Annotated in this window: 29 protein-coding genes and 1 riboswitch; of the genes, 2 read left to right on the top strand and 27 right to left on the bottom strand. The window is 66.0% G+C overall.

The window, feature by feature from the left end:
* Positions 1-123: 123 nt before the first annotated feature.
* The 21 genes from BM436_RS00660 to BM436_RS00560 form a co-directional block, all read right to left on the bottom strand.
* The gene (locus BM436_RS00660; protein WP_093552400.1) at positions 124-1,230 is read right to left on the bottom strand and encodes an S-(hydroxymethyl)glutathione dehydrogenase/class III alcohol dehydrogenase; all 1,107 of its coding nucleotides are present in this window, start codon (positions 1,228-1,230) and stop codon (positions 124-126) included.
* A 42-nt stretch (positions 1,231-1,272) separates the two neighbouring features.
* On the bottom strand, positions 1,273-1,731 hold the full coding sequence (locus BM436_RS00655; protein ID WP_093552398.1) for a response regulator: 459 nt from the start codon (positions 1,729-1,731) through the stop codon (positions 1,273-1,275).
* Positions 1,728-2,174 carry a response regulator gene (locus BM436_RS00650; protein ID WP_093552395.1) on the bottom strand — a complete coding sequence of 149 codons (447 nt, stop codon included), beginning with the start codon at positions 2,172-2,174 and terminating at the stop codon, positions 1,728-1,730. The genes BM436_RS00655 and BM436_RS00650 overlap by 4 nt, the downstream gene beginning before the upstream one ends.
* Positions 2,175-2,434: 260 nt before the next feature.
* The gene (locus BM436_RS00645) at positions 2,435-3,064 is read right to left on the bottom strand and encodes an ANTAR domain-containing response regulator (protein ID WP_093552393.1); all 630 of its coding nucleotides are present in this window, start codon (positions 3,062-3,064) and stop codon (positions 2,435-2,437) included.
* A 49-nt stretch (positions 3,065-3,113) separates the two neighbouring features.
* Entirely contained in the window at positions 3,114-3,749 is a 636-nt protein-coding gene (gene thiE, locus BM436_RS00640; RefSeq protein WP_093552391.1) for a thiamine phosphate synthase, read from the bottom strand.
* Positions 3,750-3,783: 34 nt separating this feature from the next.
* Positions 3,784-4,641: a bifunctional hydroxymethylpyrimidine kinase/phosphomethylpyrimidine kinase gene (gene thiD / locus BM436_RS00635; protein WP_093552974.1), complete on the bottom strand. Its 858-nt coding sequence runs from the start codon at positions 4,639-4,641 to the stop codon at positions 3,784-3,786.
* A 17-nt stretch (positions 4,642-4,658) separates the two neighbouring features.
* Positions 4,659-5,450 (bottom strand): thiazole synthase, encoded by a 792-nt coding sequence (locus BM436_RS00630; RefSeq protein WP_093552389.1) that lies wholly within the window; start codon positions 5,448-5,450, stop codon positions 4,659-4,661.
* A 25-nt stretch (positions 5,451-5,475) separates the two neighbouring features.
* Positions 5,476-5,679: a sulfur carrier protein ThiS gene (gene thiS / locus BM436_RS00625; protein ID WP_093552972.1), complete on the bottom strand. Its 204-nt coding sequence runs from the start codon at positions 5,677-5,679 to the stop codon at positions 5,476-5,478.
* A gap of 20 nt (positions 5,680-5,699) precedes the next feature.
* A complete protein-coding gene (gene thiC / locus BM436_RS00620; RefSeq protein WP_093552387.1) occupies positions 5,700-7,580 on the bottom strand; it encodes a phosphomethylpyrimidine synthase ThiC in 1,881 nt (626 codons plus the stop codon).
* Positions 7,581-7,676: 96 nt separating this feature from the next.
* A riboswitch (TPP riboswitch) is annotated at positions 7,677-7,792 on the bottom strand.
* 70 nt (positions 7,793-7,862) lie between these two features.
* On the bottom strand, positions 7,863-9,437 hold the full coding sequence (locus tag BM436_RS00615) for a M20/M25/M40 family metallo-hydrolase (RefSeq protein WP_093552385.1): 1,575 nt from the start codon (positions 9,435-9,437) through the stop codon (positions 7,863-7,865).
* A gap of 128 nt (positions 9,438-9,565) precedes the next feature.
* The gene (locus BM436_RS00610; RefSeq protein WP_093552383.1) at positions 9,566-11,035 is read right to left on the bottom strand and encodes a DUF4214 domain-containing protein; all 1,470 of its coding nucleotides are present in this window, start codon (positions 11,033-11,035) and stop codon (positions 9,566-9,568) included.
* Between the two features lie 73 nt (positions 11,036-11,108).
* Positions 11,109-11,312 carry a hypothetical protein gene (locus tag BM436_RS00605; RefSeq protein ID WP_143132877.1) on the bottom strand — a complete coding sequence of 68 codons (204 nt, stop codon included), beginning with the start codon at positions 11,310-11,312 and terminating at the stop codon, positions 11,109-11,111.
* 140 nt (positions 11,313-11,452) lie between these two features.
* Entirely contained in the window at positions 11,453-11,881 is a 429-nt protein-coding gene (locus BM436_RS00600) for a hypothetical protein (protein WP_093552379.1), read from the bottom strand.
* A gap of 161 nt (positions 11,882-12,042) precedes the next feature.
* Positions 12,043-12,360 (bottom strand): cupin domain-containing protein, encoded by a 318-nt coding sequence (locus BM436_RS00595; protein WP_093552377.1) that lies wholly within the window; start codon positions 12,358-12,360, stop codon positions 12,043-12,045.
* On the bottom strand, positions 12,357-12,803 hold the full coding sequence (locus tag BM436_RS00590) for a GNAT family N-acetyltransferase (protein WP_093552374.1): 447 nt from the start codon (positions 12,801-12,803) through the stop codon (positions 12,357-12,359). Before BM436_RS00590 ends, BM436_RS00595 begins: the two co-directional genes overlap by 4 nt.
* 126 nt (positions 12,804-12,929) lie before the next feature.
* On the bottom strand, positions 12,930-13,373 hold the full coding sequence (locus tag BM436_RS00585) for a hypothetical protein (protein WP_093552372.1): 444 nt from the start codon (positions 13,371-13,373) through the stop codon (positions 12,930-12,932).
* A 56-nt stretch (positions 13,374-13,429) separates the two neighbouring features.
* Complete coding sequence (locus BM436_RS00580; RefSeq protein WP_093552370.1) at positions 13,430-13,636, bottom strand: hypothetical protein; 207 nt, start codon at positions 13,634-13,636, stop codon at positions 13,430-13,432.
* Between the two features lie 148 nt (positions 13,637-13,784).
* On the bottom strand, positions 13,785-14,366 hold the full coding sequence (locus BM436_RS00575; RefSeq protein ID WP_229488683.1) for a nucleotidyltransferase family protein: 582 nt from the start codon (positions 14,364-14,366) through the stop codon (positions 13,785-13,787).
* Positions 14,367-14,380: 14 nt separating this feature from the next.
* Positions 14,381-15,460, bottom strand: coding sequence for an SMP-30/gluconolactonase/LRE family protein (locus tag BM436_RS00570; protein WP_307663697.1), 1,080 nt, complete (start codon positions 15,458-15,460; stop codon positions 14,381-14,383).
* 11 nt (positions 15,461-15,471) lie between these two features.
* Entirely contained in the window at positions 15,472-15,795 is a 324-nt protein-coding gene (locus BM436_RS00565) for a hypothetical protein (protein WP_218164789.1), read from the bottom strand.
* Positions 15,796-15,920: 125 nt separating this feature from the next.
* Positions 15,921-16,691 carry an alpha/beta hydrolase gene (locus BM436_RS00560; protein WP_177306865.1) on the bottom strand — a complete coding sequence of 257 codons (771 nt, stop codon included), beginning with the start codon at positions 16,689-16,691 and terminating at the stop codon, positions 15,921-15,923.
* Positions 16,692-16,831: 140 nt separating this feature from the next.
* Here BM436_RS00560 and BM436_RS00555 point away from each other — a divergent pair, with 140 nt between their 5' ends.
* Positions 16,832-19,627 (top strand): valine--tRNA ligase, encoded by a 2,796-nt coding sequence (locus BM436_RS00555; RefSeq protein ID WP_093552364.1) that lies wholly within the window; start codon positions 16,832-16,834, stop codon positions 19,625-19,627.
* 144 nt (positions 19,628-19,771) lie between these two features.
* On the top strand, positions 19,772-20,218 hold the full coding sequence (locus BM436_RS00550) for a DUF2147 domain-containing protein (RefSeq protein WP_093552361.1): 447 nt from the start codon (positions 19,772-19,774) through the stop codon (positions 20,216-20,218).
* 66 nt (positions 20,219-20,284) lie between these two features.
* On the opposite strand, the gene pqqE is transcribed toward BM436_RS00550, so the two are convergent.
* From pqqE to BM436_RS00520, 6 genes are all read right to left on the bottom strand, one after another.
* On the bottom strand, positions 20,285-21,382 hold the full coding sequence (gene pqqE, locus BM436_RS00545) for a pyrroloquinoline quinone biosynthesis protein PqqE (protein ID WP_093552966.1): 1,098 nt from the start codon (positions 21,380-21,382) through the stop codon (positions 20,285-20,287).
* A 43-nt stretch (positions 21,383-21,425) separates the two neighbouring features.
* Positions 21,426-21,689: a pyrroloquinoline quinone biosynthesis peptide chaperone PqqD gene (gene pqqD / locus BM436_RS00540; RefSeq protein ID WP_093552359.1), complete on the bottom strand. Its 264-nt coding sequence runs from the start codon at positions 21,687-21,689 to the stop codon at positions 21,426-21,428.
* A 20-nt stretch (positions 21,690-21,709) separates the two neighbouring features.
* A complete protein-coding gene (pqqC, locus tag BM436_RS00535) occupies positions 21,710-22,426 on the bottom strand; it encodes a pyrroloquinoline-quinone synthase PqqC (protein ID WP_503826271.1) in 717 nt (238 codons plus the stop codon).
* Positions 22,423-23,346 (bottom strand): pyrroloquinoline quinone biosynthesis protein PqqB, encoded by a 924-nt coding sequence (pqqB, locus tag BM436_RS00530; protein ID WP_177306882.1) that lies wholly within the window; start codon positions 23,344-23,346, stop codon positions 22,423-22,425. Before pqqB ends, pqqC begins: the two co-directional genes overlap by 4 nt.
* A 45-nt stretch (positions 23,347-23,391) precedes the next feature.
* Positions 23,392-23,466, bottom strand: a complete 75-nt coding sequence (gene pqqA, locus BM436_RS38645) for a pyrroloquinoline quinone precursor peptide PqqA (RefSeq protein WP_093552962.1) — start codon at positions 23,464-23,466, stop codon at positions 23,392-23,394.
* 213 nt (positions 23,467-23,679) lie between these two features.
* On the bottom strand, positions 23,680-24,144 hold the full coding sequence (locus BM436_RS00520) for a YaiI/YqxD family protein (protein ID WP_093552355.1): 465 nt from the start codon (positions 24,142-24,144) through the stop codon (positions 23,680-23,682).

Below are 24,144 nucleotides of genomic sequence, written 5' to 3'. Positions count from 1 at the left end.
GGAATGCGCTCAGCGGGGAACAGGCCGCATAATTACCCCAGGGGTGATTATTAAATTACCCCTGGGGTAATTATGAAAAAAATGGGGCGGCGCGGGAGGCCGCCCCGAAGAGGAGATGCGGTGTCAGTACATGACGACGGACCGGATCGATTCGCCGCTTTTCATCAGGTCGAAGCCCTTGTTGATCTCGTCCAGCGACAGCTTGTGCGTGATCAGGTCGTCGATGTTGAGCTTGCCTTCCATGTACCAGTCGACGATCTTCGGCACGTCGGTGCGGCCGCGCGCGCCGCCGAAGGCGGAACCCTTCCACACGCGCCCGGTCACCAGCTGGAACGGCCGGGTCGAGATCTCCTGCCCCGCCGCCGCCACGCCGATGATGATGGACTGGCCCCAACCCTTGTGGCAGCACTCCAGCGCCTGGCGCATGGTGGTGGTGTTGCCGATGCACTCGAAGCTGTAGTCGGCGCCCCCGTCGGTGAGCTGGACGATGGCGTCCACCACGTTTTCGACCTGGTTGGGATTGATGAAGTGCGTCATGCCGAACTTGCGCGCCATCTCCTCGCGGGCCGGGTTGATGTCGACGCCGATGATCTTGTCGGCGCCCACCATGCGCGCCGCCTGGATCACGTTCAGGCCGATGCCGCCCAGGCCGAACACGACCACGTTGGCGCCCGCCTCCACCTTGGCGGTGAACAGCACCGCGCCCACGCCGGTGGTGACGCCGCAGCCGATGTAGCAGACCTTGTCGAACGGCGCGTCGGAACGGATCTTGGCCAGCGCGATCTCCGGCACCACGATGTAGTTGGAGAAGGTGGAGGTGCCCATGTAGTGGAAGATGGGCTGGCCGTCGATCGAGAAGCGGCTGGTGGCGTCCGGCATCAGGCCGCGCCCCTGCGTGGAGCGGATCGACTGGCACAAATTGGTTTTTTGCGACAGGCAGAACTTGCACTGGCGGCATTCCGGCGTGTACAGCGGAATGACGTGGTCGTCCTTCCTCAGCGTCTTGACGCCGGGGCCGACATCGACCACCACGCCCGCGCCCTCATGGCCGAGGATGGCGGGGAAGATGCCCTCCGGGTCGGCGCCGGACAGCGTGTAGTAGTCGGTGTGGCAGATGCCGGTGGCCTTGATCTCGACCAGCACCTCGCCCTCGCGCGGCCCGCCGAGTTCGACCTCCTCGATGGTCAGGGGCGCGCCCGATTTCCATGCAACGGCTGCTTTTGTCTTCATTGAATGTCCTGTTGTCCTGTGTTGATGCGGGTTGAACCCCCATCATATCAAGGAACGCAAGACCGTATTGCGGGGCTGGCGCGGCGCGGGGAGCCGGCCGCCCTCGCTCCACTCGTCCTGGCTGGCCCACAGCTGGCGCACCTGCAGGGCCAGGCGCAGCGGCTCTAGCGGCTTGGCGATGATGCCGATGGCGCCGGCCGCCACGTACTGCGTCACGTCGGCGGCGGCGGCCAGGCCGGTGATGAACATGGCCGGCGTGTCGCGCAGCTGCGGCAGCAGGCGCAGGCGGGCCAGCGCCCGCAGGCCGTCATTGAGGCAGGACTGGGCGTCGACCAGGATCAGGTCGGCGTTGAAGCCGGCCGCCTCCAGCAGCGCGGCGCGGCCGGAGCCGCAGTCGCGCACGTGAAAGCGCCCGATCACCTCCAGCGCCATCTTGGTGACGCAGCGCAGCCGCGGGTTGTCCTCGACGTAGAGTATGTTGCACAGTTCGGGCGCGCTCAAGATGTCATCTCCTGCTGCACCGCCGGCGCGATGCCCAGCAGGTGGGAGATGGTGCGCCACAGCTGGCGCGGCGAAGTCCAGGGCTTGGGCAGGAAGGCGTGCGCCTGGGTGCGCAGGCCGGGGTGGCGCGCCGAATACAGCAGCACCGGCGTGGTGTGCTCCAGGTCGCGCTCGAGGCGGCGCAGGCAATGCAGCAGTTCGGCGCCGTCGCCGTCCGGCAGGTCCGGGTCCAGCACCACCATGGCGTAGCGGGACTGTTGCACCTCCGTCAAGGCGTCGGCCAGCGTGGCCACGTGCACCACCTGGGTTTCGGGCACCAGCAGCGTGGCCAGCACCAGCGCGGCGTCGCCGTCGCCGTCGACATGCAGCACGCGCGGCACCTCGCGGCAGGCCTCGGCCAGTTCGGCGATCACGTCGCCCATCACATTTTGCAGATTTTTCATCGTCTTCTCCGCCCACGGCCGACACGGCCGCGGCTTGCGCTAAAGTTGTGCGATCCTGGGCCGCGAAGGCGCGGGGACGCTGCGGCGTGGGCCGGCGGCGTGACGTCAGGAGGCAGGGAATCGGCGGAGTTGGGCCGAGGAATCTGGATATGGCGGCAGGGGGCGGGCGGCCATAAGGGGAATGCGCGGGGCAGGTTGAGGCCCCGCAAATCGACATCAGTACAAACTTAGTTTAGCGCAATTTTTGTTGCGCCGCTGGCCTATTTTTTCAGACGCGCGTTAAATGCCACATGTAAACTATTCAACATTTCCTCGGCCGCCAGCAGCTGGTCGGCGATTTCGTTGATCTTGCGGCGGCTGGAACGGGCGTGGTCGCGCAGCACCTCGAAGGCGGTGTTGCGGTCGGTCTGGAACTTGCACATCAACAGCCCCACGGCCAGGCTGGTCTCGCGGCCGGCGGCCAGGGCCGCGTTCAGGTTCAGTTCGGTGCGCCGCAGCTGGCGGATCTCGTCGGCGCGCGCCAGGCTGGCCTCGAAGGCCGGCATCAGGTGCTGCTCGTCCACCGGTTTCACCACGAAGCCCACCGCGCCGTAGGCGGCGGCCTGCTTGGCGGCGTCGCTGTCGCCCCGGCCGGACAGGAACATGAACGGCACCGAGGTGTTGCGGTTGAGCTGCTTGGCCAGTTCCAGGCCGGACATGCCGGGCATGTGGATGTCCAGCATGGCCAGGTCCGGCTCGCGCTCGGAGATCAGCTGGAGCGCCTCGTCCGCGCTGTGGGCCTGCATGGCGTCGTAGCCGGCGTGGCGCAGCACCTCGCTGAGGAACTCCGCCAGCAGCTTGTCGTCGTCGACAATCAGGATCAGGCGTTTGGCCGGGATTTGTGCGTTCATGGTCGGCAACCTTGAGCATAAGCTAACCCGGCCAATTATAAGGCGTAATCTAGGCGGCGGCGTCGCGAATTTCGGTTGTCCTGTACAGGCCGTTGAACTCCCGCACCGCCGCGGCCGGGTCGTCCGCCAGGTAGACGCTGCTGATGGCGGCCACCATGTGCGCGCCGCGCGCCGCCAGCGGCGCCGCGTTGGCCGGCGTCATGCCGCCGATCACCACGTAGGGCACGCTCATCAGCGCGCGCGCCTGGTCGAGGATGGCGGGCTGGGTGGTGACGGCGTATTGCTTCACGCGCGACGGGTAGAAGCCGCCGAAGGCCACGTAGCTGGCGCCGGCGGCCTGCGCGTCCAGCGCGCGCTGCATGTCGCCGTAGCAGGAGGCGCCGATGATCTTGCCCGGCCCCAGCAGCGCGCGCACCTTGGCCACCTCGGCGTCGGTGCCGCCCAGGTGGACGCCGTCCGCGTCCAGCAGCAAGCACAGGTCGACATGGTCGTTGACGATGAAGGGCACGCCGTGGCGGCGGCACAGCGCCCGCAGCGCCCGGCCCTGCTCCATGCGCAGCTCGGGGCCGGCGTCCTTGTTGCGGTATTGCAGCAGCGCCACGCCGGCCGCCAGCGCCAACTCGGTCGCGGCCAGCAGGCGCGGGGTGTCGTCCCAGTTCGGGGTGACCAGATACAGTCCTTGCATGATGTTCCCTCTTGTCGTTGTCATGATGTGCGCCTCAGCGCTGCGGAATCAGTTGTCCCGGCGCGATCGCGTACGCGGCCGCCAGCGCGCGGTGGGTGTAGCCCTGCGCCCGCACCAGCGCCTGCGCCACCGGGTAGCCGTAGGCCAGCAGGCCGGCGATGGTGGCCGCCAGCGTGCAGCCGCTGCCGTGGTAGGCGCCCGGCAGCCGCTGCCAGCTCCAGCTCTGGCCCTGGTTGGCGCTGAACCAGCGGTTGATGACGGTGTCGCCCTTGCCGTGGCCGCCGGTGATCAGCACGTGCCGGCAGCCCGCGTCCAGCAGCGCCTGGGCGTGCAGGCGCGCCTGCGCGTGGTCGGCCGCGCCGCCGGGAACGCCGTCCCCGGCCCCCGCCGCCCCCGCCAGCGTGGCGGCCAGCGCGGCCGCCTCGGGGCCGTTGGGGGTGATCATGGTGGCCAGCGGCAGCAGCGCGCCCAGCGCCTGCGCCGCGTCGTCGCGCGACAGCAGGTCGCCGTGGCCGCTGGCCAGCACCGGGTCCAGCACCACCGGGATGTCGGCGCGGGCGCGCAGCTCGGCGATGACCTGCGCGATGGCGCGCGCGTTGGCGGCGCTGCCGGTGATGCCGATCTTGACGGCGCGGATCGCCATCTTGGCCGTCAGCGCGCGGGCCTGGCGCAGCAGCGCCTCCGGCTCCACCGGCATCACCTCGTAGACGCGGTCGTTGTCCTGCACCGTCAGCGCGGTGATGACCGGCAGCGCGTGCGCGCCCTGGGCGTGGATGGCCAGGATGTCGGCGGCGATGCCGGCGCCGCCCGAGGGGTCGGCGCCGGAGAACACCAGCACGCAGGGTTGCCTTGCCTCGCGCGGCGCCGCCGCGCCACCCGGGCCGCCGCCCATGCCGCCCATGCCGCCACTCATGCCACGCGGCCGGCCATCGGCGACGACGGCGACGCGGCGAACTTGCGCGCGATGCGGCCGGCCAGGTAGGCCTCGCGGCCCGCCTGCACGCCCAGCTTCATGGCGCGCGCCATGCGTACCGGGTCCTGCGCGCAGGCGATGGCGGTGTTCATCAGCACGCCGTCGCAGCCCAGCTCCATGGCGATGGCGGCGTCGGAGGCGGTGCCGACGCCGGCGTCCACCAGCACCGGCACCCTGGCCTGCTCGATGATCAGCGACAGGTTCCAAGGGTTCAGGATGCCCATGCCCGAGCCGATCAGCGACGCCAGCGGCATCACCGCCACGCAGCCGATGTCCTCCAGCATGCGGGCCTGGATCGGGTCGTCGCTGCAATAGACCATGACGTCGAAGCCGTCCCGCACCAGTTCCCTGGCCGCCACCAGCGTCTCCGGCATGTTGGGGAACAGGGTCTTCTCGTCGCCCAGCACCTCGAGCTTCACCAGCTTGTGGCCGTTGAGCAGCTCGCGCGCCATCTGCAGCGTGTAGACGGCGTCCTTGGCGTTGTAGCAGCCGGCCGTGTTGGGCAGGATGGTGTATTGCGACGGCGGCACCACGTCCAGCAGGCTGGGGGCGTTCGGGTCCTGGCCGATGTTCACGCGGCGGATCGCCACGGTGATGATTTCCGCCCCGGCCGCGTCGGTGGCCTCGCGCGTCTGCTGCAGGTCCTTGTACTTGCCGCTGCCCACCAGCAGGCGCGATTTATAGGTCTTGCCCGCGATGGTCAGCAGGTCTTCGTTCTGGTCACGCATCTTCTTTCTCCGTTATTGTCTGGACTCAGCCGCCGCCGATGGCGCGCACGATGTCCACCTTGTCGCTCGGCTGCAGCGCGCGCGCCGCCCAGCCCTGGCGCGGCACCACCGTGCGGTTCACCGCCAGCGCCAGCGCCTGGTGCGCCAGTCCCAACTCCTCCACCAGCGCCTGCAGGCTTTGCCGCGGCGGCACGCCGCGCGGCTGGCCGTTCAGTTCTATCTCGATCATGGCTTCCGTCATGGCCGGCCTCAGGCCTTGCTGTAGAGCTGCGCGCCCTTCTTCACGAACTCCACGGCCTTCTCCTGCATGCCCTGGGCCGCGTAGTCGCGCACCTCCTGCGTGATCTTCATCGAGCAGAAGTGCGGGCCGCACATGGAGCAGAAGTGCGCCACCTTGGCCGAATCCTTGGGCAGGGTCTCGTCGTGGAAGGAGCGCGCCTTGTCCGGGTCCAGGCCGATGTTGAACTGGTCTTCCCAGCGGAACTCGAAGCGCGCCTTGGACAGCGCGTTGTCGCGGATCTGCGCGCCGGGATGGCCCTTGGCCAGGTCGGCCGCGTGGGCGGCGATCTTGTAGGTGATGATGCCGTCCTTGACGTCGTCCTTGTTCGGCAGGCCCAGGTGCTCCTTCGGCGTCACGTAGCACAGCATGGCGGTGCCGTACCAGCCGATCAGCGCCGCGCCGATGCCGGAGGTGATGTGGTCGTAGCCGGGCGCGATGTCGGTGGTCAGCGGTCCCAGCGTGTAGAACGGCGCCTCGTGGCACTGCTCCAGCTGCAGGTCCATGTTTTCCTTGATGAGCTGCATCGGCACGTGGCCGGGGCCCTCGATCATCACCTGCACGTCGTGCTTCCAGGCGATCTGCGTCAGTTCGCCCAGCGTCTTCAGTTCACCCAGCTGCGCCTCGTCGTTGGCGTCGTAGATCGAGCCGGGACGCAGGCCGTCGCCCAGGCTGAAGGACACGTCGTAGGCCTTCATGATCTGGCAGATCTCTTCGAAGTGCGTGTACAGGAAGGATTCCTTGTGGTGCGCCAGGCACCACTTGGCCATGATGGAGCCGCCGCGCGAGACGATGCCGGTCAGGCGCTTGGCCGTCATCGGCACGTAGCGCAGCAGCACGCCGGCGTGGATGGTGAAGTAGTCCACGCCCTGCTCCGCCTGTTCGATCAGCGTGTCGCGGAAGATCTCCCAGGTCAGGTCCTCGGCCTTGCCGTTGACCTTTTCCAGCGCCTGGTAGATCGGCACGGTGCCGATCGGCACCGGGCTGTTGCGGATGATCCATTCGCGCGTCTCGTGGATATGCTTGCCGGTCGACAGGTCCATCACGTTGTCGCCGCCCCAGCGGATGGCCCAGGTCATCTTCTCGACCTCCTCGCCGATCGACGAGGTGACGGCCGAGTTGCCGATGTTGGCGTTGATCTTGACCAGGAAGTTGCGGCCGATGATCATCGGCTCCACCTCGGGGTGGTTGATGTTGGCGGGGATGATGGCGCGGCCCAGGGCGATTTCCTGGCGCACGAATTCGGGGGTGATCTCGGCGGGGATGGAGGCGCCGTAGTTCTGGCCCGGGTGCTGGCGGCCCATCAGCTCGGCCATGCGTTCGCCCATCGGGCCGGACGCCTTGAGCTCCTCCAGGTATTCGCGGCGGCGCAGGTTTTCGCGGATGGCCACGTATTCCATTTCGGCGGTGATGATGCCCTGGCGCGCGTAGTGCATCTGCGAGACGTTGCGGCCGGCCTTGGCGCGGCGCGGCTTGCGGGTGAGGTTGAAGCGCAGCTCGGCCAGCGCCGGATCGGCCAGGCGCTCCTGGCCGTACTCGGAGGTGGGGCCGTCCAGTTCCTCGGTGTCGTCGCGCTCCAGTATCCACGGCAGGCGCGGCGTGTCCAGGCCGGAGCGGATGTCGATTTTCACGTCCGGGTCGGTGTAGGGACCGGAGGTGTCGTAGACGTAAATCGGCGGGTTCTTCTCGTGGCCGAACGAGGCCGAGGTGTCGGACTGGGAGATCTCGCGCATGGGAACGCGGATGTCGGGACGGCTGCCCTGGACATAGATCTTGCGGGAATTCGGCAACGGCGCGATGGCGGCGCTGTCCACTTCGGCGGTGGCGGAGAGGAATTTCGGATTGGCGTTCATTTGGCTCCTTCGTTAGCTACAGGAGCCAGCAAAGGAGGGTTCGGCAATCCGGCCCGGGGCGCGCTGGCGGATGGACCGCGGCGCGCGACAAGGCAGGTAGAAGGCCTAAAGCTTCCCTTCGCTGGCATTATCCAGATCAGGTTCGGAGGGTATTTCTCACCCGCGCCGCGCGGCTTTATAAACCGCGCTTTGCAGGACCCCTAGCGTGTGCCGCCTTGCGGCAGCGGATCGAATTATACATCTCCCGGCGCCGCGCGATACATACTTCGCAACGATTAATGCTTATTGCGGGCGATGGCTTACCGTCAGCGTGTAGCTCGACGCGCTGTAGCCATTCAGCAGCACGTACACGTCGCCATTGGCCGCCAGCGTGATGGAACAGGTCTCGGCGCTGGTCGAGCCGTCCGACTTGCAGTCGAAACTGGTGGTGGTCGGCGCGGTCGCCTTGCGCACATACAGGTCGGCGTCGCCGCTGCCCGTGGTCGAGGCCTTGAAGCCGCCCGCGCCGGCCTTGAAGGGACCGAAGGTCTTCTTCTCATTCCTCAGCAGGTTGCCGGTGTAGGTGGTGACCACGTCCGGCGGCGGCTGCACGCCGGGGCCGTCGCTGCCCAGCTCCACGGCGAAGGACAGGCCCAGGCGCGCGAACTTGAGCGCGTGGTCGGCCTGGTTGCCGCTGTTGGCGTAGGTGTCGTTGGCGGTGTGGATGTACGGGTTGTCCTGCGTGAACGAGGTCTCGAACGGCATCGAGGCCCAGTAGCCCTGCGCGGTCCACGAGGCGTGGTCCGAGCAGCCGTAGCCGCACTTGTCGTAGCCTATCGTCAGCGTGGGCTGGTAGGTGGTGAGCAGCCTGACAACGAAGTCGTTCTGCAGGCTGTCGGTGTAGTCGGTGTAGATGTAGACGTCGGACGGCGAACCCTTGTAGTTGGTCATGTCCAGCTGCATCACGCCGACCACGTTGACGTTGTTGGCCTTGTGCCACTGGGCGATCTCCTGGGAGCCGCGCAGGCCCACCTCCTCCGCCGCGTAGCCGATGAACTTGATGGTGCGGCGCGGCTTGTAGCCGCTGGCGATCATCACGCGCAGCGCCTCCGTCATGCTGGCCACGCCGGAGGCGTCGTCGTCCGCGCCGGGCGCGCGGGTGGTCTCGCCGGTGCCGCCGCCGCTGATGGAGTCGATGTGCGCGCCGATCACCACCACCTCGGACGCGTTGTCGGTGCCGGCGATGGTGGCGATCACGGACTTCTGCGCGTAGGCCGCGTGCGTGAACTGGGTGACCGCGATGTCGGCGCGCCCGGCGGCCATCGTGGCCCACTTGTTCTTGATCCAGTTGGACGCGTTCACGCCGCCGGTGGTGGTGTAGTAGCGGTTGGTGAAGGCCGACAGGTCGGTGATGGTCTGGCCGATGTTCGCCGCCTGCATCTGCGGCAGCATGGGGTTGACGACGGTCTGCTGGTCGATCGCGTAGGGGGGACGCGGCACGGCCAGCGACGCGGCCTTGGATGCGGGCGCCGGCGACAGCGCCGAGACGCCGGCCGCCTCGCTGGCGTGCGCCATGAAGCCGCCGCAGCGGTGCAGTTCGCGGTGCACGGCGCTGGACAGCTTGAGCATCTGCTGTTCGTCGACCTCCACCAGGTGCACCTTCTCCTGCGCGGCCACGCCCTTCGCGGAGCCGGACGACACCAAGGCGGAACGGCTTTCGCGCGTCACCAGCTCCGGCGCGGACTTCTTCAGTTGCGCGTAGGCGGCGTCGCCCACGGTGATCCAGACGGTCTTCGGCTGCGCGGACGCGGCACCGATATGGCCCATCGTTCCGGCCAGCAGGCCGGCGTACAGTAGTGCGGTGAGGCGAACTGCCATTTCTGTCTCCCTGGTTGGTTTGCAGGGAGCCCAAGGTAGACAGTCAGGCGCGGGGAGTCAAAAAAATTGCAAAAATAGACATATTGCCGCGCGCCGTCCCAGTATTAACAGGCGCGCCCCGGGAACGATCAACCCACCAGCGTGTAGGCGATGCCGTCCTGGATGATGCCGATCACCTGCGCGCGGTTCTCGCCGCCCTCGCTGAAGCTGGCCAGCACGTCGGCCTTGGAGGCGCCGCCGTGCATCGCGTCGACCCAGTAGTCGTAGCCCGCCTGGTCCGGGGCGCGGTGCAGCACGTTGCTGTACAGGCGCGACACGAAGGCCTCCGTGGTGGGATTGGCGCCATACAGCTGCGCGAACTCGCCGCTGTTGATGAAGCTTTGCGCCACGTCGCGCAGGCTGACCTGGCGGTCCATCGCGTCGATCCAGTAGCCCAGGCCCGCGGCGTCCGGCGCGCGGTCGAATGCGGCCTGGTACAGGCGGTAAGCCTGGCCCGCGCCGCCGTCCAGGTCGAAGGCCAGCATCCCGTCGGCGAACTTCACCCGCTCCACATTGCTCGCCAGGTCCGAGCCGGACGAACCGGTGATGACGCGCCCCTGGTCCGAACTGGCCACCGTGTATTGCTGGCGTCCGCCACTATAGACCAGGGTGTCCAGGCCCGCGCCGCCGTCCACGTCGTGGCTGCCGGACAGCACGGTGATGATGTCGTTGCCCGCGCCCGCGTCCACGTTCAGCTGGCCGCGGCCGCCGCCCACCGCGACCGCGTCGTTGCCGGCGCCGGAGGCGATGGTGAGGGATCCCTGCAGGCTCGCCGGCAGCTCGACGCGGATGGTGTCGTTGCCGCCCAGGAGCGCGGGATCGGTCAGCAGGCCGGCGCCCAGGTCCGCGCCCGCGCCGACGGCCGCGGCGATGCCGCTGATGCTGGCGTGGCTGCCATCCTGGAACACGGCGTCGAGTCCCGCCAGCGTGCCGTCCACCGCCATATGGCCGTCGCCGTCGCCGATGCTGACCGCGTTGCCCGACACATGGAAGCTGCCGGTGAGGCTGGCCGACGCGATGAACTTGTCCGCCGCCAGCGTGATCGCGGCGACCGTGCCATCCAGGTTGCCGCTGGCGTCCACATTCAGCTGACCCCGCAGCTCGACGCCGACATTGCCCAGCGTCTGGTCATAGTCGGGCGACGATGTGCTCAGCAAGGTCTGGATCTTGGCCGAGGTGACCGTGGAGGCGGTGCCGCGCACGAACAGCTGGTTGTTGACGATCTCGTAGCTGAAGCTGTAGCGCCCCGTCTCCACGACGGACGCCGCGCCCGGCACGGACAGCTGCATGCCGGTCGCGGTGGCGGTCCCGCGCAGGGAGGTGGGGTCGGCCAGCGACACGCCGGTGAACTGTTGATACGAACCGTCCGGGAAGGACAGGCGCGCAGTGGCACCGTCGAAGCTCCAGGTCGCGTCCTGCGAGAACCTGTCCGGGAAGGTGGACGCGGCGATGGTCATCGCGTCGACCAGGTCGGCCAGCATGCCGTCTTGAAGGTCCCAGTCCGGCAGTAGCCCGCTGCTCACAATGGACTGCGACAATTTGATATCTATGTTTGCCATACGCTGCTCTCAATTTGCGGCCAGTTGCCAATTGTGCAGCAGTATAGGGCAAAGCGGCGATGGGCCGCGCGGGCTACTTGAGGCGCGGTTCCTCTTTCGCCTTGAAGTGCTGGTACACCAGTGGTCCCAGCCATGCGCTCGCCGGTCCCAAAATCAGCCATATGTAACCTAGCAAATCGAAACCAACCCTCGCCACCAGGAAGATAAAGGCAAGCAGAATGAGCTCGATAACCGCACAGCAGACCACTGTGCTCAGCAATGGCGACCATCTCTTCATGCTTGCTCCGCTGAAATAACGTTAGCGTGATCATTGCCGATAGCGGCAAGCAAGTGCTTAGGAAATCCTTAATCAGTGCGCAAGCCCGAAATAGCAAAAGGCTCCCGCCGTGACAGGAGCCTTTTGCGAGACCGGATGAATTACTTGGCGGCTGGAGCGGCGGCGGCTACGGTGGTTGCGGCTGGAGCGGCGGCCGACTTGTCAGCCGGCTTGGCTTCCTTGGCGTGCGCCTTCTCTTTGGACTTCTCGGCCTTGGCGTGGGCCTTCGCCTTCTCTACCTTGGCATCGGCCTTGGCGCCGGCCACTTCTTCCTTCGCGTTGGCGGCGGCCTTGGTTTCCTTGGCCTCGGCTTTCGCTACTTCCTTGTGTTCCTTCGCGTCGGCCTTGGCGACTTCCTTGGTTTCCTTCGCGTCGGCCTTGGCGACTTCCTTGGTTTCCTTGGCTTCGGCCTTCACCACTTTGGCTTCGGCCTTGGCGGCTGGCACGGGTGCGGCGGCAGGGGCCGGGGTTTGCGCGAATGCAGCGGTAGCGAACAGGCCGGCGATCAGGGTAGCGATGGTCTTGGTCATGATGGTTTCCTCAGTATTTGTATAAATGGTTTATTCCGTTTTACCGCATCAGGTGCACATTCCGTGTCACTGAGCTAAAAACGCGGGCCGGAACCAGGCAGTTGACGAGCTTTACACGTGGTTACAAGTTGCTGTATCTGCTTACAAATACCGTTCCAACTTCAAGACGCCTGGGAATGAAGATGAATCGCCAGCCAGAGCGCCCCTTCGGAAACACTCAGTACCGTATGGCGCGTGCGGGAGGGAAGGAACACGTGGTCGCCCGCCTGCAAAGCGATCGCGTCGCCTTCGACATCGAGTGTCGCATCGCCCCGAAGCAGAACGACCCATTCATCCTGCTCCTGCACGTATTCCTGCGATGCGATCTTCGATGAACTGACGATGCGTTCGATGACCAGGCCTTTGTGCGCGAGCAGCGTTTCGAAACGCTCACCGTCCAGAGGCGGCGCCGTGTTCGCATACAGGTTTCCGGTTTTCATGGCATGGCCCGCATGGAATAGGAATTCTCGTCTTCAGAGATGACGGAAAACCCGAGACGCTCGTACAGCCGGCGTGCCTTGTTGACCTTGAGGACCGAAAGCAGGACGGTGGCCTTGGCTTCCGCCGCTTCGGCGAGAGCCTGCGACAGCAAGAGAGCGCCTATGCCTTGCCCCTGCCATTCCGGCAGCAGCTGTATTTGGACGATATCCCACGCCCGCTCGCCCTTGATCATTTTCAACAGGCCGATCGCACCGCCAGCGAACTCGATGATCCTGGCCCCCTCGAAGCCCACGAGGACGCGTTCCATCATCCCTGCCTCATCCTGCGCTATCCCGGCGGCCTGCAGATGCGGGGTCATCGCGGACCGCCGCAGCGCCAGGAGAAACGGCAGGTCGGCCGCGGTGGCTGGACGAAGTGAGATCAGATGCGATGGAGTGCTCATTGAAGTTGCCGATGCATGTCGGTTGCAGAGCCGCGGCGTGGCGCCGCGGTCGGGGGGGGCGAACGCGATGGTAACATGCAAAAAAAATCCCCGCCGTAGCGGGGACTGACTAGCAAAACGCGCTGCTTACTTCGCGGCTGGAGTGGCTGCCGAAGCCACCACCGGCGCCGCCGCGGGAACCGCCGCCGCCTTGTCGGCCGGCTTGGTTTCCTTGGCTTCTTTGGCGTGCGCCTTCTCTTTCGACTTCTCGGCCTTGGCGTGGGCCTTCGCCTTCTCTACCTTGGCATCGGCCTTGGCGCCGGCCACTTCTTCCTTCGCGTTGGCGGCGGCCTTGGTTTCCTTGGCCTCGGCTTTCGCTACTTCCTTGTGTTCCTTCGCGTCGGCCTTGGCGACTTCCTTGGTTTCCTTCGCGTCGGCCTTGGCGACTTCCTTGGTTTCCTTGGCTTCGGCCTTCACCACTTTGGCTTCGGCCTTGGCGGCTGGAACGGGTGCGGCGGCAGGGGCCGGGGTTTGCGCGAATGCAGCGGTAGCGAACAGGCCGGCGATCAGGGTAGCGATGGTCTTGGTCATGATGGTTTCCTCAGTATTTGTATAAATGGTTTATTCGGTTTTTACTGCGATGGTGCTTACTTGACTGCCGGGGCGGCTGGCTTTGCCGCGTCCTTGGATTCTTTGATTTCCGTCTTGACTTCGGCTTTGGCCTCGGCCTTCACTTCGGCCTTCGCGACCGGGGCTGCCGGTGCGGCGGGCGCCGTCGTTGGGGTGGTGGTGGCCTGTGCAAACGCTGCGGTAGCGAACATGCCGATGATCAGGGTAGCGATGGCTTTTTTCATGGTTGCAGTTCTCTTTCTTAGGTTTCAGGTTAGGTGCACTTGCCGTGTCACTGAGCTGAAAACGCGGGCCGGGATTGACCAGTTGACCAGCTTTACACGTGCTTACAACTTGCTGTATCTGCTTACAACTGGCGATCCGCCGACCTCCTTAGCCTACGATCTGTACCCGTGGCCAGCGCTGAAGGTACCGTTTCTCGGCTACGCGATTGCGGTAGGTCTCGACGCTGACCCTGGCGGGATTGCGCCGCACCACCATGGAGAACAGATCCTCCAAGCCATGAGGGGCGATGACTTCGATCTCCGAGTCTTCTTGGAGCTTGATGCCAACCGAGGTGGCGAATTCGGGCCAGGACGCCACAGCGTCCTCCAGCGAACGCAATGGCGCCACGCGATGACCGAAGCGGCCCTCGAACCACAGATGCACCCAGGCCTGATTCGTCACCTCCCAAGGCGTGCCGGGATGGCGCGCGCACAGCAAAGCCTGCAATGCCTGTTCGGTTTCGGGGCGGAGGTCGGCATCGTCGAAGTAAGCGACATCCACGTCGGCGATGGGCGATGGCGTGGCGTAGCCGTGCAGATGATCCCAGACCAGGTTGCGCACCGCGCCGGCGCCTATGCACCAGGAATCGAGTTGCAGCGAACGCACCGATTCCAGCGCCTGCATGAACCAGTCCGACTCGCGCGCGATGGCGCGCAAGCGCTGCCGAAGACACTGCTGATCGACGGACATTCCCTCCTTGCCCCCTATTGCGCGATCCATCCCAGGCTCTTGGCGTCGGCGTTATGAATATACAGGCGGTCCACCGTTTCAGTGGCCCCGGTGGTAAGCGGGGAATGGCCAGTCGGGTCTTGGAGATCGGCCACCACCTTGCCGTCTTCGGTAAAGGCGATCACATGGCCGTAAGGTTTGGGCAGCGCCCAGAAGATGCGCGGAATACGCAACGCCACCCTGCGCATGGATGGCCACTCCGCCATCAGGTCGAGGTCATTGCGCTGTCCACCAAGGCCCAGCCATATTCTGCCACCCAGCCCCCGCGTCAGATTGTCCGGATAGCCAGGCAAATTGTCGAGCAGCACACGCGCTTGCGCCGACTGATGCGCGACGTCGAGCCCTTGGGCCGCGACGGCGATCTTCCATACCCGGTACCTGCCACTCTCGCTGACGAACAAGGTTTCGTCATCGCCGCTCAAGGCGATGCCGTTGGCGAAGCACAGGCCTTTCGCGACGACGCGGGCCGCCTTGGCGGCCCGATCATATTCCAGTACGCGCCCCGTGCAGGACTGCTCAAAGACGTCGAGCGTCGCGGCCTCCGTGGTGCCGCCCCATTGCGCTGGCGCGAAGCGCGTCGAAGCGTCGGTGAAGAAGATCTTGCCGTTCCTGGCGACGACGGCCCCTTCGGCAAAACGTATTGGATCGCCTTCGACCGCGTCGGCCAATACCGTTACCTCGCCGTCCTTGGCGATGGACAGCAGCCCTTTGATCGCGTCCGCGACAACCAGGCCGCCGCCCTCGTCGAAAGCCATGCCCAGCGGCCTGCCGCCGGTGGTGCTGAAGACCTGCCGCCCACTGCCATCCTGCTTCATGCGCAATATGCGGCCACTCGCGACGCCGGTGTACAGCAGGCCATCCGGCCCCAACGCCACATATTCGGGCCCGGCCTCACCGTCCAGGGAGATGTTGTGCAAGCCCAGTAGCTTGTTGTTGGGCGCATGGACGCCCGCGTAGCCCGGCGCCTTTGGCGCGTGCCAAGCCACCGGCTCGATGGGGACGGGCCACAGGCTGAAGTAAGCCGCCGGCACAAGCAGGAATGCAACGGGAAGCAAGCGGTGTCTCCTCATGATTTTTCGGAATGGGCAGCGGTGAGGTCGCCCGTCACGGCGGCGGCCTCCTTTTCCCTCGCCTGTACTTCAAAACAGTTGTCCAGGTACGGCCGGCGGCCGCGCAATAGCTGCCAAAGGCTGTTCAACGGATAGGCGGCGAAAAAGGCGGCGCCCCATCTTTCGTATTGGCGCACGTGTTCATGCTCGTGGACCCGCAGCCGTTCAAGTTCCGGCCTGGTGGTCCCCACCACGACGTGGCCGAACGTGATCGCGATGAAGGGGAGCCAGCGCATCCATGGACTCGCCTCGCCACGCGCGGTCAAGGCCACCTCGATCACCCCTTGGACCACGCGAGCCCTGGCGCCGAACAAAAACGCCGGCGCCGCGAGACATAGTCCCACGGCGGTGCATGGCGCGGCCCATGAATAGCGCGCGATTCGATCGAAGGTTCGTGGAAGACGCATCACAGCCCGGCCGGTGCTTGCGGCTGGCGCGCGAGCGCCTTCAGCAGCGCGTCGCGGGTGCGCTCCTGCTGCAGTTCGCGACTGATGGTGGCCGTCCCGTCGAACAGCTGATGCCCGTAGTGGCCGAACTGGGAGTGGTTGCCACCCTCGATGGCGATCCATTCCGTTTGCGGCGGCAGCAGCGCCTTGTTGGCGAGCACGCGGTCCACGGGCGCGACATGGTCGTTGGTGCCATACACCTTCGTGACGGGGATGCCCAGCGCGGCCAGGCTGCGCTCCTTCGGATGCGTGGTGCCGACGAGGACCAGGGCGGCGGCGCCGTGTCCCTCATTCCCGACAAAACGGGCCGCCAGCGCGCCGCCCAGCGAATGCCCGGACAGCACCCAGCGCGCCACCTCGGGATGCGCGGCCATCAAGCCGCGCGCCCGCTCCAGCGCTTCGGCCTTATTCGATTCCAGCGGCGCGAAGCGATACGGCAGGCGGATGATGTACACCGGGTAGCCACTTTCAGCGACTGGCCGCAGCAAGGGCACATAGGCTTCCGCGGCCACGCCGGAGCCGCAGAAGAACAGCAACGCCGGTGCCCGTCCTTCCGCCTTGGGACTAAGCGCCAGGTAGGCATCGGCCTGCGACACCACCGTCTTCGCGTCGCTCAGCAGGGCGCGCTCGGCGACGCCCTGGGTGCGGAAGGAATTGGCCAGCCATAGGCTCGACACCGCCGCCCACAGGAGGAATCCGCGCGCTAGCCACTTGCGGCCGCTGGTTTTCATGGAAGCTTTCATAGGAAGAACATTGTGATTTTATCAGCGTTATATCGTTAAAAAATTGTGCACCGCGGCGGCGGCGGCATGCGCAGGCGGCATTGGCCCCTTATAATGGTCGTTTTCGCCTACAACTCAGCCCAAACACCATGGAATTAGCCAAGTCTTTCGAGCCCGCCGACATTGAACAGTTCTGGCGCAGCGAGTGGGAGAAGCGCGGTTACTACGCCGCCTCCCTCGACCTGTCCAAGCCTTCCTTCAGCATCCAGCTGCCGCCGCCGAACGTGACGGGCACCCTGCACATGGGCCACGCGTTCAACCAGACCATCATGGACGGCCTGACCCGCTACCACCGCATGCTGGGTCATAACACCGCCTGGATCCCCGGCACCGACCACGCCGGCATCGCGACCCAGATCGTGGTGGAGCGCCAGCTGGACGCGCAGAAGATTTCGCGCCACGACCTGGGCCGTGAGAAGTTCATCGAGAAGGTCTGGGAGTGGAAAGAGAAATCCGGCTCCACCATCACCGGCCAGATGCGCCGCATGGGCACCTCGCCAGACTGGGCGCGCGAGTACTTCACGATGGACGAGCCGCGCTCGAAAGTCGTCTCCGACGTGTTCGTGCGCCTGTACGAGCAGGGCCTGATCTACCGCGGCAAGCGCCTGGTGAACTGGGACCCGGTGCTGGGCACCGCCGTCTCCGACCTGGAAGTGGTGTCGGAGGAGGAGGATGGCTCCATGTGGTACATCAAGTACCCGCTGGCCGACGGCAGCGGCTCGCTGACGGTGGCCACCACCCGTCCCGAAACCATGCTGGGCGACGTCGCCGTGGCGGTGGACCCGACCGACGAGCGTTACGAGGCGCTGATCGGCAAGATGCTGAAGCTGCCGCTGTGCGACCGCGAAATCCCGGTCATCGCCGACTCCTACGTGGACAAGGCCTTCGGCACCGGCTGCGTGAAGATCACGCCCGCGCACGACTTCAACGACTACGCGGTTGGCCAGCGCCACAAGCTGGACATGCCTTCCATCCTGACACTGGACGCGAAGATCAGCGACAACGCGCCCGCCGCCTACGTGGGCCTGGACCGCTTCGCCGCCCGCAAGCAGATCGTCGCCGACCTGGAGGCGCAAGGCCTGCTGGAACAGGTCAAGCCGCACAAGCTGATGGTGCCGCGAGGCGACCGCACCGGCGTGGTCATCGAACCGATGCTGACCGACCAGTGGTTCGTCGCCATGAGCAAGCCGGCCCCGGAAGGCACCTTCTTCCCCGGCAAATCGATCGCCGAGGTGGCGCTGGAAAAAGTGGCCACCGGCGAGATCAAGTTCGTGCCCGAGAACTGGAGCACCACCTACAACCAGTGGCTGAACAACATCCAGGACTGGTGCATCTCCCGTCAATTGTGGTGGGGCCACCAGATCCCGGCCTGGTACGACGAGGAAGGCAACATCTTCGTCGCCAAGACCGAGGAGGAGGCGCTGGCCAAGCAGAAGGCCGCCGGCGGCACCGGCGCCCTGCGCCGCGACAACGATGTGCTGGACACCTGGTTCTCGTCCGCGCTGGTGCCCTTCTCCACCCTGGGCTGGCCCGAGGAAACGCCGGACCTGAAGGCCTTCCTGCCCTCGTCCGTGCTGGTGACCGGCTTCGACATCATCTTCTTCTGGGTCGCCCGGATGGTGATGATGACCGCGCACTTCACCGGCAAGGTGCCGTTCGACACCGTGTACGTGCACGGCCTGGTGCGCGACTCGCAGGGCCAGAAGATGTCCAAGTCCAAGGGCAACACGCTGGACCCGATCGACCTGATCGACGGCATCGGCATCGACGCGCTGGTGGAGAAACGCACCACCGGCCTGATGAACCCGAAAGCGGCCGAGAAGATCGCCAAGGCCACGCGCAAGGAGTTCCCGGAGGGGATCGCCGCCTACGGCACGGACGCGGTGCGCTTCACGATGGCGTCCTACGCCTCGCTGGGCCGCAACATCAACTTCGACCTGGGCCGCTGCGAAGGCTACCGCAACTTCAGCAACAAGCTGTGGAACGCGACCCGCTTCGTCATCATGAACACCGAGGGCAAGGATTGCACGGCCAGCGAGGCCGACCTGTCGCAGGCCGACAAGTGGATCATCTCGCTGCTGCAAAAGGCCGAGACGGACATCGCCAAGGGTTTCGAGGACTTCCGCTTCGATAACATCGCCAGCTCGATCTACAAGTTCGTGTGGGACGAGTACTGCGACTGGTATCTGGAACTGGCCAAGGTGCAGGTCCAGCAAGGCACGGAAGGCCAGCAGCGCGCCACCCGCCACACGCTGCTGCGCGTGCTGGAAGTGGTGCTGCGCCTGGCGCACCCGATCATCCCCTTCGTCACCGAGGAACTGTGGCAGACCGTCGCGCCGCTGGCCGGCAAGGGCGACACTGCGGGTAAATCAATCATGACCCAGCAGTACCCGCTGGCGGACCTCACCAAGGTCGACGAGGCCGCCGAGGCCTGGATGGGCGAGCTGAAGGCTCTGACCGACGCCACCCGCAACCTGCGCGGCGAAATGAAGCTGGCGCCGTCGCTGCGCCTGCCGCTGATCGTGGAAGCGTCGTCCGCCGCCGACAAGGAGCGCCTAGCCGTGTTCGCGCCCTACATCCAGTCGCTGGGCAAGCTGTCCGAGGTGACGATCGTCGACACGCTGCCGGAATCGCCGGCCGCCGTCTCCGTCGTCGGCACCACCAAGCTGATGCTGAAAGTGGAGATCGACGTCGCCGCCGAACGCGAGCGCCTGTCCAAGGAGATCACGCGCATCGAGGCGGAAATCGCCAAGGCCAGCGGCAAGCTGGCCAGCGAGAGCTTCGTGGCGCGCGCGCCGGCCGCCGTGGTGGCCCAGGAGAAGGACCGCCTGGCCAACTTCAGCGCCACCATCGAGAAGATGCGCGAGCAGTTCGCCAAGCTGTAATCGCCACTTGCAAAGCATGAGAAGCCGGCCGCGTGCCGGCTTTTCCGCTTTTGGAGCCTTTCCTCTATTCGTCCGCGCGCGTGAAAAATCGCAAGGACTGTTTGCTACACTCGCCGGCAAACAACAACCCCTTTGGAGACACCCATGCGCAACTGGATACAGGCGGGCGCCATCGCCGCCGCTTTCATCATGTCCCCGGCCTCCGCGGCCGACGCCTCGCCCGTCGGCCTGTGGCGCAACATCGACGACGTCAGCGGCAAGCCGAAGGCGCTGATCCGCATCACCGAAAGCAACGGCGTGCTGCAGGGCCAGATCGAGAAGCTGTTCCGCGAAGCGGACGAGCCGCAAAATCCCGTGTGCGACAAATGCACCGACGCGCGCAAGGACAAGCCCATCGTGGGCATGGTGATTCTGGGCGGACTGAAAAAGGATGGCGGCGAATACACCGGCGGCGAGATCCTGGACCCGAACAACGGCAAGGTCTACAAGAGCAAGATGGAACTGGCCGACGGCGGCAAGAAACTCAAGGTGCGCGGCTACATCGGCATGCCGATGCTGGGCCGCACACAGACCTGGGTGCGGCAGGAGTAAGCGACACCGCGTCGTCCCCGCCTACGCGGGGATGACGGGGACGGCTCTATTGCTACATGCCTGAGGCTACATCCCCGACAGCAGCCGTGAATTCGCGTCGCTGCGGAACACCAGCGGCTTCAGCACGTCGGCCGCCTGCGCCTTGTGCGCCTGCACCACGATGCGCTGCAGCTCCCCGTGCCGCGGCGATTTGGAGCACACCGGGTCCGTGTTGGCGGCGTCCCCCGTCAGCGCCAGCGCCTGGCAGCGGCAGCCGCCGAAGTCCTTGTGCTTGTCCTCGCAGCCGCGGCACGGCTCCTTCATCCACGCGTCGCCGCGGAATTTGTTGAAGGCGTCGCTGTCGTACCAGATGTCGCGCAAGCTCTCCTTCGTCACGTCCGGGAACACCATGCCGGGGATGGCGCGCGCCGCGTGGCAGGGCAGCGCGGCGCCGTCCGCCGCCACCGCCAGGAACACCGAGCCCCAGCCATTCATGCAAGCCTTGGGACGCCCCTCGAAATAGTCCGGCACCACGAACAGGATGCGCATGCGGTTGCCTATCCGTTCGCGGCAGGCCTCCACCACCGCCTCCGCCTTGCGCAACTGCTCTCGCGTCGGCATCAGCTGCGCGCGGTTGACCAGGCCCCAGCCGTAGTACTGCGTGTTGGCCAGCTCCAGGTATTCCGCGCCCATCGCCAGCGCCATCTCGATGATGCGCTCCACGTGGTCGAGGTTGTAGCGGTGCAGCACCACGTTCAGCACCATCGGGTAATCGAATTGCTTGATCAGCTTCGCCACGCGCGACTTCAATTCGTAGGTGCGGGTGCTGCTCAGGAAGTCGTTCATCTCCCTGGTCGAATCCTGGAACGACAGTTGGATATGGTCCAGCCCCGCGTCGGCCAGCCTGCGCAGCCGTTCCTCCGTGAGGCCGATGCCGGACGTGATCAAGTTCGTGTAGTAGCCTAGCCGGCGGCCCTCGGCCACCAGGTCCTCCAGGTCGTCGCGCAGCAGCGGTTCGCCGCCGGAGAAGCCCAGCTGCGCGGCGCCCAGCTTGCGGCCCTGGCGCAGCACGTCCAGCCACTGTTCGGTGCCCAGCTCTTTGCGGTTGGCGATGTAGTCCACCGGGTTGTAGCAGAACACGCAGTGCAGCGGGCAGCGGTAGGTGAGCTCGGCCAGCAACCACATGGGCGGCGCCACGGGCGCCTCGCTGACCTGCTGGATGGCGGCGTCAGACAAGCCAGCCCCGCTGCCGCGCGTCGGCCACGAAGGCTTGCACGTCCGCCTCCAGCCCCTGCGCGTTGAAGGCCCGCTCCAGCTGCGCCACGATCTCGGGCACGGCGCTGCGGCCGTCGCAGCGCTTCAGGATCTCGGCGGCGCTGCCGTTCAGCCTCACCATGCCCTCCGGGTACAGCAGCACGTAGGCGCCCTGCGCCTCTTCCCACTGCATGCGGAACAGGCGCGAAAGCCTGGGGTGTCCGATCATCGTTTCCATGTTTGGCCTCACTCGGTTGACTAGCCGTACGCGCGCTCGATCGCGTCCATCATCGACCACAGCACGTCCAGCTTGAACTGCAATATGCCCAGCGCCCTCTCCTGCTGCTCGCGGGTGACGAAGTGCGCCAGGGTGACCTGCAGGCCGTGCTCCACGTCGCGCTCGGCCAGCGAGATGCGGCTGCGGAAGTAGTGCAGGCCCTCCGGGTCTATCCACGGATAGTTGGTCGGCCAGCTCGCCAGCCTGTCCTTGTGGATCCTCGGCGCGAACATCTCCGTCAGCGACGAGCACACGCCCTCCTGCCACGAGGCCTGGCGCGCGAAGTTGACGTAGCCGTCCACCGCGAAGCGCACGCCGGGCAGCACGTGCCGCAGCGACCATAGTTCGGCGCGCGGAATGCCCACCGCCTCGCCCAGGCGGGTCCAGGCCTCGATGCCGCCGGCGTTGCCGTCGCAGCCGTCGTGGTCCAGGATGCGCAGCAGCCAGCGGCGGCGCGTCTCGCGGTCCGGGCAGTTGGCCAGGATGGCGGCGTCCTTTTGCGGGATGCGTATCTGGTAATAGAAGCGGTTGGCGACCCAGCCGCGTATCTGCTCCGGCGTCAAGACGCCCTCCTGCATCCGCACGTTGAAGGGATGGTGGATGTGATAGTGCTCTTCCTTGGCCAGCAGCTGCGCCTGGAACGTGGCCTTGTCCCAGCGTGGCTGGCAGCCGATCTCCGCCCGCGACATCATGTTCATAGCAAAATCTCCATGCCGTCATACGCCACCTCGATGCCGTGCCGCCGCAGCGTTGCGTGCTGCGGCGAGTCCTCGTCGAGTATGGGATTGGTGTTGTTGATGTGGATGAGGACTTTGCGGCTGGCCGGCATGCCGTCCAGCGCCTCGATCATGCCGCCCGCGCCGGATTGCGGCAGATGCCCCATGGCGGCGGCGGGCTTGCTGGAAAAGCCCTGGGCGATCATCTCGTCCTCGGTCCAGAAGGTGCCGTCCACCAGCAGGCAGTCGGCCTCGCGCATGGCGGCCGCCGTCATGGGCGCGATGCCGCCCAGGCCGGGCGCGTAGAACAGCTTCTTGCCGGTGATCAGGTCGTGCGCCAGCAGGCCGATGTTGTCGCCCGCCACGGGGCGGTCGCGGTGCGGGGAATACGGCGGCGCCTTGCTGTCCAGCGGCACGGCCGTGAAGCGAATGCCGTCCAGTTGCGGCACGAAGAAGGAGGCGTGGTCGCCGCCGTCCACCGGCAACTCGTTCCACTGCACGCCGCAGTAGTGCGACAGCACCCGGGCCAGCGGGAAGCCGTGCCGCAGGTCTTGCCGCACGGCCGCGCTGCAGTACAAGGGAATGCGCTTGCCCTCGCGCAGCATCATCAGGCCGGTGACATGGTCGACCTGGGCGTCCATCAGCAGCACGGCGGCGATGCCGCTGTCGCGCGCGGCGCGGGCCGGTTGCAGCGCGGGCGTGGCGCGGATCTGGGTCAGGATGTCGGGCGAGGCGTTGACCAGCAGCCAGTCGCTGCCGTTGGCGGATATCGCGATCGACGATTGGGTGCGGGCGCGGCTGCGGATGGTCCCTTTGCGCAGGCCGTCGCAGTTGTGGCAGTTGCAGTTCCATTGCGGGTAGCCGCCGCCCGCCGCGGAACCCAGTACGATGATTTTCATGATGGTGGCCCGTATGGGGCCGCCGCTATGCGCGGCGGCCGCCTGCGCTTAGCGGTTGAACACGTACAGCGTGATTTCAAAACCAAAACGGAAATCGATGAACTCGGGTTTGCTCCATTGCATGACAGTCTCCTTGGGTTAGTTTTAGCGAAAGTCCGGGGACGGTGTCCCTGGAACGTTCACAATCAACTACGCAACATCCATGCCGGGTGGCCGCGCCGGGCCGACGGGCGGCCCCGGCCTCTTGCATGCGACAAGCTTGTGTCAAAACGGAACAGTGCGGGGTGGAACAGCTGTTGCAGCTGTCCCGCGGAGGGAGACAGTGCCCGGCGGCCGTCAGGGACGCTGGCGGGACGCGCGCACGCGCGCCAGGTGGCGGTCCAGCTGGTTGGCGAAGTTCTGGCGGTCGGCCTGGTTGAACGGCGGCGGGCCGCCGGTGTCGACGCCGCCGCTGCGCAGCTCCTCCATGAAGGCGCGCATGGTCAGCATCTGCGCGATGTTGTCGGCCGTGTAGAACTCGCCGCGCGGGTTCAGCGCCAGGCCGCCCTTCTTCAGCACGTCCGACGCCAGCGGGATGTCGCCGGTGACGACCAGGTCGCCCGGCTCCAGCAGGCGCACGATTTCCTGGTCCGCCACGTCGGCGCCGGAGGGCACTTGCACCGAGCGGATGAAGCGCGAGCCCGGCACCCGCATCAGCTGGTTGGCCACCAGGGTGACCTGGATTTCGGTCCGTTCGGCCACCCGGTACAGGATGTCCTTGATCACGGCGGGACAGGCGTCCGCGTCTACCCAGATTTGCAT

The organism is Pseudoduganella namucuonensis (assembly GCF_900116645.1).
Lineage (GTDB): Bacteria > Pseudomonadota > Gammaproteobacteria > Burkholderiales > Burkholderiaceae_D > Rugamonas > Rugamonas namucuonensis.
This window is presented reverse-complemented; position numbering and strand designations above follow the sequence as displayed.

What these genes read in the sequence shown, in the direction of transcription:
- BM436_RS00660 (WP_093552400.1), bottom strand. Translation starts at nt 1,230, where the DNA reads ATGAAGACAAAAGCAGCCGTTGCATGGAAATCGGGCGCGCCCCTGACC.
- BM436_RS00650 (WP_093552395.1), bottom strand. Translation starts at nt 2,174, where the DNA reads ATGAAAAATCTGCAAAATGTGATGGGCGACGTGATCGCCGAACTGGCC.
- BM436_RS00645 (WP_093552393.1), bottom strand. Translation starts at nt 3,064, where the DNA reads ATGAACGCACAAATCCCGGCCAAACGCCTGATCCTGATTGTCGACGAC.
- thiE (WP_093552391.1), bottom strand. Translation starts at nt 3,749, where the DNA reads ATGCAAGGACTGTATCTGGTCACCCCGAACTGGGACGACACCCCGCGC.
- thiD (WP_093552974.1), bottom strand. Translation starts at nt 4,641, where the DNA reads ATGGGCGGCGGCCCGGGTGGCGCGGCGGCGCCGCGCGAGGCAAGGCAA.
- BM436_RS00630 (WP_093552389.1), bottom strand. Translation starts at nt 5,450, where the DNA reads ATGCGTGACCAGAACGAAGACCTGCTGACCATCGCGGGCAAGACCTAT.
- thiS (WP_093552972.1), bottom strand. Translation starts at nt 5,679, where the DNA reads ATGATCGAGATAGAACTGAACGGCCAGCCGCGCGGCGTGCCGCCGCGG.
- thiC (WP_093552387.1), bottom strand. Translation starts at nt 7,580, where the DNA reads ATGAACGCCAATCCGAAATTCCTCTCCGCCACCGCCGAAGTGGACAGC.
- BM436_RS00615 (WP_093552385.1), bottom strand. Translation starts at nt 9,437, where the DNA reads ATGGCAGTTCGCCTCACCGCACTACTGTACGCCGGCCTGCTGGCCGGA.
- BM436_RS00610 (WP_093552383.1), bottom strand. Translation starts at nt 11,035, where the DNA reads ATGGCAAACATAGATATCAAATTGTCGCAGTCCATTGTGAGCAGCGGG.
- BM436_RS00605 (WP_143132877.1), bottom strand. Translation starts at nt 11,312, where the DNA reads ATGAAGAGATGGTCGCCATTGCTGAGCACAGTGGTCTGCTGTGCGGTT.
- BM436_RS00600 (WP_093552379.1), bottom strand. Translation starts at nt 11,881, where the DNA reads ATGACCAAGACCATCGCTACCCTGATCGCCGGCCTGTTCGCTACCGCT.
- BM436_RS00595 (WP_093552377.1), bottom strand. Translation starts at nt 12,360, where the DNA reads ATGAAAACCGGAAACCTGTATGCGAACACGGCGCCGCCTCTGGACGGT.
- BM436_RS00590 (WP_093552374.1), bottom strand. Translation starts at nt 12,803, where the DNA reads ATGAGCACTCCATCGCATCTGATCTCACTTCGTCCAGCCACCGCGGCC.
- BM436_RS00585 (WP_093552372.1), bottom strand. Translation starts at nt 13,373, where the DNA reads ATGACCAAGACCATCGCTACCCTGATCGCCGGCCTGTTCGCTACCGCT.
- BM436_RS00580 (WP_093552370.1), bottom strand. Translation starts at nt 13,636, where the DNA reads ATGAAAAAAGCCATCGCTACCCTGATCATCGGCATGTTCGCTACCGCA.
- BM436_RS00575 (WP_229488683.1), bottom strand. Translation starts at nt 14,366, where the DNA reads ATGTCCGTCGATCAGCAGTGTCTTCGGCAGCGCTTGCGCGCCATCGCG.
- BM436_RS00560 (WP_177306865.1), bottom strand. Translation starts at nt 16,691, where the DNA reads ATGAAAACCAGCGGCCGCAAGTGGCTAGCGCGCGGATTCCTCCTGTGG.
- BM436_RS00555 (WP_093552364.1), top strand. Translation starts at nt 16,832, where the DNA reads ATGGAATTAGCCAAGTCTTTCGAGCCCGCCGACATTGAACAGTTCTGG.
- BM436_RS00550 (WP_093552361.1), top strand. Translation starts at nt 19,772, where the DNA reads ATGCGCAACTGGATACAGGCGGGCGCCATCGCCGCCGCTTTCATCATG.
- pqqE (WP_093552966.1), bottom strand. Translation starts at nt 21,382, where the DNA reads ATGTGGTTGCTGGCCGAGCTCACCTACCGCTGCCCGCTGCACTGCGTG.
- pqqD (WP_093552359.1), bottom strand. Translation starts at nt 21,689, where the DNA reads ATGGAAACGATGATCGGACACCCCAGGCTTTCGCGCCTGTTCCGCATG.
- pqqC (WP_503826271.1), bottom strand. Translation starts at nt 22,426, where the DNA reads ATGAACATGATGTCGCGGGCGGAGATCGGCTGCCAGCCACGCTGGGAC.
- BM436_RS00520 (WP_093552355.1), bottom strand. Translation starts at nt 24,144, where the DNA reads ATGCAAATCTGGGTAGACGCGGACGCCTGTCCCGCCGTGATCAAGGAC.